An 8,982-nucleotide genomic window follows, 5' to 3' on the forward strand; every position below is an offset into this window, starting at 1 on the left:
ACTCCCTGCTCCCAAACGAAAAAGGCCCCCGCACTGCGGGGGCCTTTCTAACTTCATAGCGAACCGATCTTACAGACCAGTGCTAACGTCGATTGTGTTGCCTTCTTCGAGCGTCACATAGGCTTTTTTCACGTCTTTGCGTGTGCCCAGCGAGCCGCGGAAGCGCTTCACTTTACCTTTGGTGATCGATGTGTTGACCGCTTTGACCTTTACACCAAAGAGGCTTTCAACGGCTTCCTTGATCATCGGTTTGTTCGCGTCGATCGCCACTTCGAAAACAACAGCATTGGCCTCAGAAGCCATTGTTGCTTTCTCGGTGATGATCGGCTTGCGGATCACGTCGTAGTGTTCTGCCTTGGCGTTCATGACAAACGGGCCTCCAGAGCTTCGACACCTGCTTTGGTCAGGACGAGTGTGTCCGACTTGAGGATGTCGTAAACGTTCGCGCCCATGGATGGCAGAACGTTAATGGTTGTGATGTTGGCGGCTGCCTTGGCGAAGTTTGCGTTCACTTCGGCACCGTCGATGATCAGTGCACGCTTCCAGCCCAGATTGCCGACCATTTTGGCCAGCGCACCGGTCTTGGCGTCTTTGACTTCGATGGTGTCAACGATCACCAGCTCGCCTGCGGCCACTTTCGCGGACAGGGCGTGCTTCAGACCAAGCTTGCGGAACTTCTTGGGCAAATCATGCGCGTGGCTACGTGGTGTTGGGCCCTTGTAGGTACCACCGGAACGGAAGATCGGCGCGCCACGAGAGCCGTGACGTGCGCCACCGGTGCCCTTCTGGCGATAGATCTTCTTGGTGGAATAGCTCACCTCGGAACGACCCAGCACATCGTGTGTACCTGCCATTGCCTTGTTGCGCTGCCAGCGAACGACGCGGTGCAAGATGTCCTTGCGCGGCTCAAGACCGAAGATTTCGTCGTTCAGTTCGACGGAACCAGCTGCCTTGCCGTCCAGTTTGATTGCATCAGCCTTCATTATTTCTCACCTTCTTCTGGTGCGGCATCTTCTGCCGGGGCTTCAGTTGCAGCTTCTGCTTCAGCAGCTTCCAGCGCGGCCTGTTCTGCCTCGGCAGCGGCCTTTGCGGCAGCAGCTTCTTCGGCAGCAGCGGCGGCAGCAGCTTCTTCAGCCAGACGCTTGGCTTCTTCGTCCATGGACTGCAGGCCAGCAGGGTAGATCACGTTCTCGGGTGTCGGCTTTTTGACCGCATCCTTGATTGTGACCCAGCCACCTTTGGAACCGGGAACAGCGCCCTTGACCATGATGACGCCACGCTCGGCATCGGTTTTCACAACTTGCAAGTTCTGTGTCGTCACGCGGGCGGAACCCATGTGGCCGGCCATCTTCTTGCCTTTGAAAACCTTGCCCGGATCCTGACACTGACCGGTCGAGCCGTGCGAACGGTGGGACACGGACACACCGTGTGTCGCGCGCAAACCGCCAAAGTTGTGACGCTTCATGGCACCGGCAAAACCTTTACCGATAGATGTGCCGGACACGTCAACATACTGACCTTCGAAGTAGTGGTTCGCCGTCAGTGTTTCACCGACGTTGATCATGTTTTCGGGGGCAACGCGGAACTCGGCGACCTTGCGCTTGGGTTCGACCTTGGCCGCAGCAAAGTGGCCGCGCATCGCCTTAGATGTGCGCTTGGCTTTGGCGTTGCCTGCACCCAACTGAACAGCTGTGTAGCCGTTTGTCTCAGGTGTACGCTGTGCGACAACCTGCAGGTTTTCCAATGCAAGAACGGTCACAGGGATCTGCTTGCCGTCTTCCATGAACAGTCGGGTCATGCCGACTTTCTTTGCGATAAGTCCTGTACGGAGCATATGATCTACTCCTTATACAGAAATCTGGACGTCAACACCGGCAGCCAGGTCGAGCTTCATCAGCGCGTCCACGGTCTGTGGTGTTGGGTCGATGATGTCGAGAAGGCGCTTGTGCGTACGGATCTCGAACTGATCGCGGGATTTCTTGTCAACGTGTGGTCCACGCAGAACAGTGAACTTTTCGATCTTGTTTGGAAGTGGGATCGGTCCACGCACAGATGCGCCAGTGCGCTTTGCTGTGCTGACGATTTCGGCGGTGCTTGCATCAAGGACGCGGAAATCAAACGCCTTCAGGCGAATACGGATGTTTTGGCTGGCTGCCATGTCATCACCCTTTGATTAGGGCCTAGATCGGAGAGGAGGACCATGGCTCATCCAGAGCCCTCATCGCGTCTTTTTTGTCCAATGTATAAAGGGCACGCAAAGCGCACCCTTGTTGGATAGCGGGCGTATAGGGGGAGTCGAGGGATGTGTAAAGGGGATTTGCGCCGATTGATCAAGAACTAACGCGGTGCGTGTTCGGCAAATATTGGGCCAATGTCTATTGAGAATCCAATCTGCTGCCCGACGTGCAGTCCGGCCATCGCCCGACCTGGAGGGCTTTGCGCTGTCAGAGGCACGGGATGGTGCAGTATAATCAGGGTCAGATACCTTTGAAAGCGTTGCAAAATCGCCCTCCTGGGGGAGGTCGGGCGATGGCCGGACTGCGCCGGCCGATTGTGATATAGGGATGCCTTTGTGTGAAACGAAGAAAGCAATTATGTCAGTTGAGCGATCATTCTAATAAATCAACACAAAAGGCCGCCCCAAGTGGAGCGGCCTTTCGTTTGTTTGGTCCGATGTGTCGGGGCGGGCCCCGACCGACGGTTTACTCGACGATCTTCGATACAACACCAGCGCCGACGGTGCGGCCGCCTTCGCGGATCGCGAAGCGCAGGCCGTCTTCCATCGCGATCGGTGCGATCAGCTCGACGTTGAACTTCAGGTTGTCGCCCGGCATCACCATTTCGGTGCCTTCGGGCAGAACAACTGTGCCGGTCACGTCAGTGGTCCGGAAGTAGAACTGTGGACGGTAGTTCGCAAAGAATGGTGTGTGACGGCCACCCTCTTCTTTGGTCAGAATATAGGCTTCTGCCTCGAACTTTGTGTGCGGGTTCACGGAACCCGGCTTACACAGAACCTGACCACGCTCAACGCCCTCACGGTCAACACCGCGCAGCAGTGCGCCGATGTTGTCGCCGGCTTCACCACGGTCCAGCAGCTTGCGGAACATTTCAACGCCTGTGCAGGTCGTTTTTGTGGTGTCGCGGATACCAACGATGCTGATTTCGTCGCCGACGTTGATCACGCCACGCTCAACACGGCCGGTCACAACAGTACCACGGCCGGAAATCGAGAACACGTCCTCGATCGGCATCAGGAACGGCAGGTCAACCGCACGGGCCGGTGTCGGGATATATGTGTCGACAGCTTCCATCAGCGCTTTGATCGAGTTCTCGCCGATCTCCGCGTCACGGCCTTCCAGTGCAGCCAGAGCCGAACCCGGGATCACAGGAATGTCGTCGCCGGGGTACTCGTAAGAAGACAGCAGTTCACGGATTTCCATTTCAACCAGCTCGAGCAGCTCTGCGTCGTCAACCTGGTCAACCTTGTTCATGTAAACGACCATGTAAGGGATACCCACCTGACGGCCGAGCAGGATGTGCTCGCGTGTCTGTGGCATTGGACCGTCGGCTGCGTTCACAACCAGGATCGCGCCGTCCATCTGGGCGGCACCGGTGATCATGTTCTTCACATAGTCAGCGTGGCCGGGGCAGTCGACGTGGGCGTAGTGGCGTGTCTCTGTCTCGTACTCGACGTGTGCGGTCGAGATCGTGATACCACGGGCCTTCTCTTCGGGCGCGCCGTCAATCTGGTCGTAGGCTTTGAAGTCACCGAAATACTTGGTGATCGCAGCGGTCAGGGTGGTCTTGCCGTGGTCAACGTGGCCGATTGTGCCAATGTTTACGTGCGGCTTATTACGTTCAAACTTTGCCTTTGCCATGGTGTGGCTCCTTCAAATTTAGGTTTGGGCGGCGGGGCAGGCCCCGCCCTACGGGGTGGTGGGTAGGGCGGGGTTCACCCCGCCATCCCGATTAAGCGTATTTTGCCTGAATCTCTTCCGAGATGTTGCTTGGCACTGGATCGTAGTGGTCAAACTGCATCGTAAACTGCGCGCGGCCCGAAGACATGGAACGCAGTGTGTTGATGTAGCCGAACATATTCGCTAGAGGCACCATCGCGTCGATGACAATCGCGTTGCCGCGTGTGTCCTGACCCTGCACCATGCCGCGGCGTGATGTCAGGTCACCGATGATCCCGCCAGTGTACTCCTCGGGCGTTACCACCTCGACCTTCATGATCGGTTCGAGCAGTTTCGCACCGGCTTTGCGCATGCCTTCACGCATACACATACGGGCCGCGATTTCGAACGCCATGATGGAGGAGTCAACGTCGTGGAACTTACCGTCGATCAAAGCCACCTTGAAGTCGATCACGGGGAAGCCGGCCAGCGGGCCGTTATCCATGACAGACAGGATGCCTTTTTCAACACCGGGGATGTATTCCTTTGGAACAGCACCACCGACGATGCGGCTCTCGAAAGAGTAGCCTTCGCCGGGCTCTGTCGGAGAGATGATCATCTTCACTTCAGCGTACTGACCGGAACCACCAGACTGCTTCTTGTGCGTATAGGTGTGCTCGACTTCGTGGCCGATGGTCTCACGGTAGGCCACTTGTGGCGCACCGATGTTCGCTTCGACTTTGAATTCGCGCTTCATGCGGTCGACAAGAATGTCGAGGTGCAATTCGCCCATGCCCTTCATGATGGTCTGACCGGATTCCAGATCGGTTTCGACACGGAAGGATGGATCTTCTGCTGCCAGACGCGCCAGAGCGATACCCATCTTTTCCTGGTCGGCCTTTGTTTTGGGCTCGACCGCAATCTCGATCACCGGATCGGGGAAGGTCATTGTTTCGAGAACAACAGGATCGGCTGCATCACAAAGTGTATCACCGGTTGTTGTGTTCTTCAGACCACCCAGTGCGATAATGTCACCTGCCCAGGCTTCGCTGATCTCTTCGCGGTTGTTGGAGTGCATCATCATCATACGGCCAACACGCTCTTTGTTACCCTTGGTAGAGTTGAGCATGGTGTCACCCTTCATCAGCTTACCGGAATAGATCCGTGTAAACGTCAAAGAGCCCACAAACGGGTCGTTCATGATTTTGAACGCCAGACCGGAAAACGCCATGTTGTCATCCGCACGACGCGGGATGTTGCGTGTCTCTGTCTCGTCGCCTGGTTTGAAGCCCATGTAGTCAACGACGTCCATCGGGCTTGGCAGATAATCGACAACTGCGTTCAGCAGTGGCTGGACACCTTTGTTCTTGAATGCAGAACCACCCAGTACAGGCACGAATGCCATCGCCAACGTGCCCTTGCGGAGCAGCTTGCGCAGTGTTGGAACGTCAGGCTCGTTGCCTTCGAGGTATTCCATCATCGCGTCGTCGTCCATTTCGACGGCAGCTTCGATCATCTTGCCACGCCACTCGTCAGCCATGTCTTTCAGGCTGTCGCGGATTGGCGCTTTGATCCAGGATGCACCCAGATCTTCACCCTGCCACAACCACTCTTCCATGGTGACAAGGTCGATCAGGCCTTCCAGCTCGTTCTCGGCACCGATTGGAACACCGACGGGCACAGCTTTCGCACCGGTACGGTCTTCGATCATGCGCACGCAGTTGAAGAAGTCGGCGCCGATCTTGTCCATTTTGTTGACGAAAACCATACGCGGAACTTTGTAGCGGTCGGCCTGACGCCAAACGGTTTCTGTCTGCGGCTCAACACCGGCGTTGGCGTCGAGAACACAAACCGCACCGTCAAGCACGGCCAAAGAACGCTCGACTTCGATGGTGAAGTCAACGTGGCCGGGGGTGTCGATGATGTTCAGGCGGTGCTTGGGGCTGTCAGGCTCAACGCCGTTTTCTGTGCGCTCCCAGAACGTGGTTGTCGCAGCAGAGGTAATCGTGATGCCACGTTCCTGCTCTTGCTCCATCCAGTCCATGGTGGCGGCGCCATCGTGCACTTCGCCGATGTTGTGTGATTTACCGGTGTAATACAGGATGCGCTCGGAACAGGTGGTCTTACCTGCATCGATGTGCGCCATGATCCCGAAGTTACGGTAAAGTTCGAGGGGGTAATCGCGTGCCATTGTGGTGCTTTCCTCTTACCAGCGGTAGTGGCTGAACGCTTTGTTCGCGTCGGCCATCTTGTGGGTGTCTTCACGCTTCTTGACGGCTGTGCCGCGGCCGTTGACCGCATCCATCAGCTCGCCTGCAAGGCGCTCTTCCATTGTGTTTTCGTTGCGCTTTTTCGCAGCAGCGATCAGCCAGCGGATCGCAAGCGCTTCGCGGCGCTCGGGGCGCACTTCAACAGGCACCTGATATGTCGCACCACCAACGCGGCGCGAACGCACTTCGACAGCTGGCTTGATGTTATCAAGGCTCTCGTGGAAGACTTCCACAGGGGATTTCTTCAGCTTGTCTTCAACGCGGTCAAAAGCGTTATAGACGATACGTTCGGCGACGGATTTCTTACCGTCAACCATCAGGTTGTTCATGAACTTGGTCAGAACGATATCACCAAACTTTGCGTCTGGCAGAACTTCGCGTTTTTCAGCGGCGTGACGACGTGACATGTGTCGGTCTCTCTCTTGTTTCTCTACGCAGTCCCGGACTTGATCCGGGACCTTCTGGCGGTTGACGTGGAGGTCCCGGATCAAGTCCGGGACTGCGTCATAACTTACTTAGGGCGCTTCGCGCCGTACTTCGAACGACGCTGCTTACGGTCTTTGACACCTTGTGTATCAAGCACACCGCGCAGAATGTGGTAACGGACACCTGGAAGGTCTTTTACACGGCCGCCGCGGATCAGAACCACAGAGTGTTCCTGAAGGTTGTGGCTTTCACCTGGGATGTAAGAGATGACCTCAAAGCCGTTTGTCAGGCGCACTTTGGCAACCTTACGCATCGCCGAGTTCGGCTTCTTTGGTGTCGTTGTATAAACACGTGTGCAGACGCCGCGCTTCTGCGGGCAGCCTTCCATGTGCTGAGATTTGGATCGTGTGACTTTTGGCTGGCGCGGCTTGCGGATCAGCTGCTGAATTGTTGGCATCGTTTGATGTTCCCATCTATTCACATTTTGCGTCCGGCAAACGCGGGTTTCAAAACATGCTTTCACTTCGGAAAGCACAAAAATTCCGCAGTCGAACCCTTACCGGAGGTTCGGTGCGGTGAGCTCCAGAGGAACAAAGCTATAAAAGCGCTCGGTTCTTGGCCACTACGTGGTATGATATCGGGACGACGGAGGATTGCCCCCAGCCCGGATGAGCGGCGTATAGGGGGAGTCTCTTGGCCTGTCAACAGCGCCACGACAGCCACGCGACTTCTGTGTCGCATGCCTGCAATTTCGCCCCTGCTATCGCATATCATGCGGGCTTTATTGCCTAGCAGATCACACCTTGTCCAAGTCATGCTCCAAGGCGCGCCTGTCGTGCCGTCCAGTACAAGCCCCTTTGTAGGAGACCCTCACATGACACGGATCACACTCAGTCTTATGACGCTTGCCACCCTCGCCGCCTGCGCGGCGACAACCGTCGCGCCCACTGACCCAACCGTCTCGGCCCGCGATGTCGATATCGCGATGTTCGAGGCAGAGCGTATCGCCGATCTGCCATTCACCCCCCTGTCTGACCTGCCATCAGGCGGTGTCACCTACCGTGGTCACGTCGGGGCTGATGTTACAGGGGACGCGCAGGGCAGCATTCTGGGCGATATGACAATGCTGGTCGATTTCGGCGACAGTGATATTTCCGGCAGCGTTACCAATATCAACCTGATTGACCCGAACGGCACCCCGAACCAACGGTTCGGCGGCAGCCTTGGCATAACCGGCACCGAAACAAGTGGTGACCTCGATGCCTTTGCGTCCGGTCAGATCTCGGGTGTTGATAACGACGGATTCGCGGTGGAAAGCCAGATGGTACTGACACTCGACGGTGCCGTACGCGATGATTTCAGTGAAGGAGACGCCGTCTTTGGGTCTGCGACGGGCTTTGCGACAGGCGATTTCAACATGGACGTGAATGGCGTGTTCTTCGGCACCGCGAACTAGGGCAACCTATCTGATCCGGTCCGGAACCATCCGGTTCCGGATCCGCAATTTGGTTTCACGATAGAGCGTAAACAGCCCCGTCGCGACAACAATGACACCCCCTGTCAGCGCAAGCACATTGGGCCATTCGCCGAACACAAGCACCCCGAGGACGAGCGCCACCAGAAGGCTGGTGTACCGGAACGGCGCAACAAACGCGATATCCCCGAACCGCATGGCGCTGACCGAGGCGATGTACCCGAAGATCAGGAAACCTGTCGCGCCCGCCAGCTGCAAGCCAGAGAGCGTGGTAAAGGACTGCCATTCCACAAAGAGAGAGCCAACGCCACCAAGCCCCGTCACACCGACCGCCGCGACAAGTGCAACAAAGACGGAAGGCACACTACGTGACATCCTGCGTACCGCGATATCACGCAATGTGACACAGGCCACCGCCGCGAGGGCATAGATGCTGTATGCGCTAAAGTCCGCACCGCCCGGCTGGATAATCAAAAGAACACCGCAAAAACCGACGATAATGGCCGAAAGCCTGCGCCAGCCCAAAGGCTCGCGCAGAAAAAGCGCCGCCGCCAAAGCAACCGAGAGCGGCAGGACCTGCAAAATAGCGCTGACATTTGCGATGGGCATGTTGAAAAGCGCGGTCAGAAAAAAATAGGTGCCGCCGATCTCGCCCACGGTCCGCAGGATCACAAGGCCCCAATCCCGCGCAGGGAACGTAAAGCGAAGCTGCCCCAGCACCTTGCACATAAAGACAAGGAATACGATCGCCCCCAGCCCGCGGATGAAGATGGCCTGAAACAACGGAATTTCATCCGCCAACGATTTCATGAAAGCATCGTTGAGCGTATAAGCGCACATCGCTCCCATCATCAGAAGCGCACCGCGAATATTGTCTGACACCACCGGCATAGTGCTGGCGTATCAGCGCGTTTGA

The 8,982-nt window shown here is 56.7% G+C and carries 10 protein-coding genes; 1 reads left to right on the forward strand and 9 read right to left on the reverse strand.

The genetic code is table 11. The annotated features are described in order from the left end of the window. Positions 1–69 precede the first annotated feature (69 nt). The 8 genes from SJY29_RS13910 to rpsL form a co-directional block, all read right to left on the reverse strand. On the reverse strand, positions 70–366 hold the full coding sequence (locus SJY29_RS13910) for a 50S ribosomal protein L23 (RefSeq protein ID WP_008236551.1): 297 nt from the start codon (positions 364–366) through the stop codon (positions 70–72). Further along, positions 363–983, reverse strand: a complete 621-nt coding sequence (gene rplD / locus SJY29_RS13915) for a 50S ribosomal protein L4 (protein WP_400083875.1) — start codon at positions 981–983, stop codon at positions 363–365. The genes SJY29_RS13910 and rplD overlap by 4 nt, the downstream gene beginning before the upstream one ends. Beyond that, positions 983–1,834, reverse strand: a complete 852-nt coding sequence (gene rplC, locus SJY29_RS13920; RefSeq protein WP_400083877.1) for a 50S ribosomal protein L3 — start codon at positions 1,832–1,834, stop codon at positions 983–985. The genes rplD and rplC overlap by 1 nt, the downstream gene beginning before the upstream one ends. A gap of 12 nt (positions 1,835–1,846) precedes the next feature. Next, positions 1,847–2,158 carry a 30S ribosomal protein S10 gene (rpsJ, locus tag SJY29_RS13925; protein WP_055295556.1) on the reverse strand — a complete coding sequence of 104 codons (312 nt, stop codon included), beginning with the start codon at positions 2,156–2,158 and terminating at the stop codon, positions 1,847–1,849. 544 nt (positions 2,159–2,702) lie between these two features. Beyond that, a complete protein-coding gene (gene tuf, locus SJY29_RS13930; RefSeq protein ID WP_110278189.1) occupies positions 2,703–3,878 on the reverse strand; it encodes an elongation factor Tu in 1,176 nt (391 codons plus the stop codon). A 91-nt stretch (positions 3,879–3,969) separates the two neighbouring features. Continuing rightward, entirely contained in the window at positions 3,970–6,087 is a 2,118-nt protein-coding gene (gene fusA, locus SJY29_RS13935) for an elongation factor G (RefSeq protein WP_400083879.1), read from the reverse strand. Between the two features lie 15 nt (positions 6,088–6,102). Next, positions 6,103–6,573, reverse strand: coding sequence for a 30S ribosomal protein S7 (gene rpsG, locus SJY29_RS13940; protein ID WP_055294780.1), 471 nt, complete (start codon positions 6,571–6,573; stop codon positions 6,103–6,105). Positions 6,574–6,677: 104 nt separating this feature from the next. Further along, positions 6,678–7,049, reverse strand: coding sequence for a 30S ribosomal protein S12 (rpsL, locus tag SJY29_RS13945; RefSeq protein WP_055294782.1), 372 nt, complete (start codon positions 7,047–7,049; stop codon positions 6,678–6,680). A 417-nt stretch (positions 7,050–7,466) separates the two neighbouring features. Between rpsL and SJY29_RS13950 the strand changes: the two genes are divergently transcribed. Then, positions 7,467–8,048 (forward strand): hypothetical protein, encoded by a 582-nt coding sequence (locus SJY29_RS13950; RefSeq protein ID WP_110277993.1) that lies wholly within the window; start codon positions 7,467–7,469, stop codon positions 8,046–8,048. 6 nt (positions 8,049–8,054) lie between these two features. Here SJY29_RS13950 and SJY29_RS13955 read toward each other — a convergent pair whose 3' ends face one another. Then, positions 8,055–8,957: a DMT family transporter gene (locus SJY29_RS13955; RefSeq protein ID WP_400083882.1), complete on the reverse strand. Its 903-nt coding sequence runs from the start codon at positions 8,955–8,957 to the stop codon at positions 8,055–8,057. Positions 8,958–8,982: the final 25 nt, after the last annotated feature.

The sequence above is a fragment of the Yoonia sp. R78084 genome (assembly GCF_044595625.1).
GTDB lineage: Bacteria > Pseudomonadota > Alphaproteobacteria > Rhodobacterales > Rhodobacteraceae > Yoonia.

Excerpts from the sequence above, each read along its gene's own strand:
- fusA (WP_400083879.1), bottom strand. The coding sequence starts at position 6,087 with ATGGCACGCGATTACCCCCTCGAACTTTACCGTAACTTCGGGATCATG.
- SJY29_RS13950 (WP_110277993.1), top strand. The coding sequence starts at position 7,467 with ATGACACGGATCACACTCAGTCTTATGACGCTTGCCACCCTCGCCGCC.
- rplC (WP_400083877.1), bottom strand. The coding sequence starts at position 1,834 with ATGCTCCGTACAGGACTTATCGCAAAGAAAGTCGGCATGACCCGACTG.
- SJY29_RS13955 (WP_400083882.1), bottom strand. The coding sequence starts at position 8,957 with ATGCCGGTGGTGTCAGACAATATTCGCGGTGCGCTTCTGATGATGGGA.
- tuf (WP_110278189.1), bottom strand. The coding sequence starts at position 3,878 with ATGGCAAAGGCAAAGTTTGAACGTAATAAGCCGCACGTAAACATTGGC.
- rplD (WP_400083875.1), bottom strand. The coding sequence starts at position 983 with ATGAAGGCTGATGCAATCAAACTGGACGGCAAGGCAGCTGGTTCCGTC.
- rpsG (WP_055294780.1), bottom strand. The coding sequence starts at position 6,573 with ATGTCACGTCGTCACGCCGCTGAAAAACGCGAAGTTCTGCCAGACGCA.
- rpsL (WP_055294782.1), bottom strand. The coding sequence starts at position 7,049 with ATGCCAACAATTCAGCAGCTGATCCGCAAGCCGCGCCAGCCAAAAGTC.
- SJY29_RS13910 (WP_008236551.1), bottom strand. The coding sequence starts at position 366 with ATGAACGCCAAGGCAGAACACTACGACGTGATCCGCAAGCCGATCATC.
- rpsJ (WP_055295556.1), bottom strand. The coding sequence starts at position 2,158 with ATGGCAGCCAGCCAAAACATCCGTATTCGCCTGAAGGCGTTTGATTTC.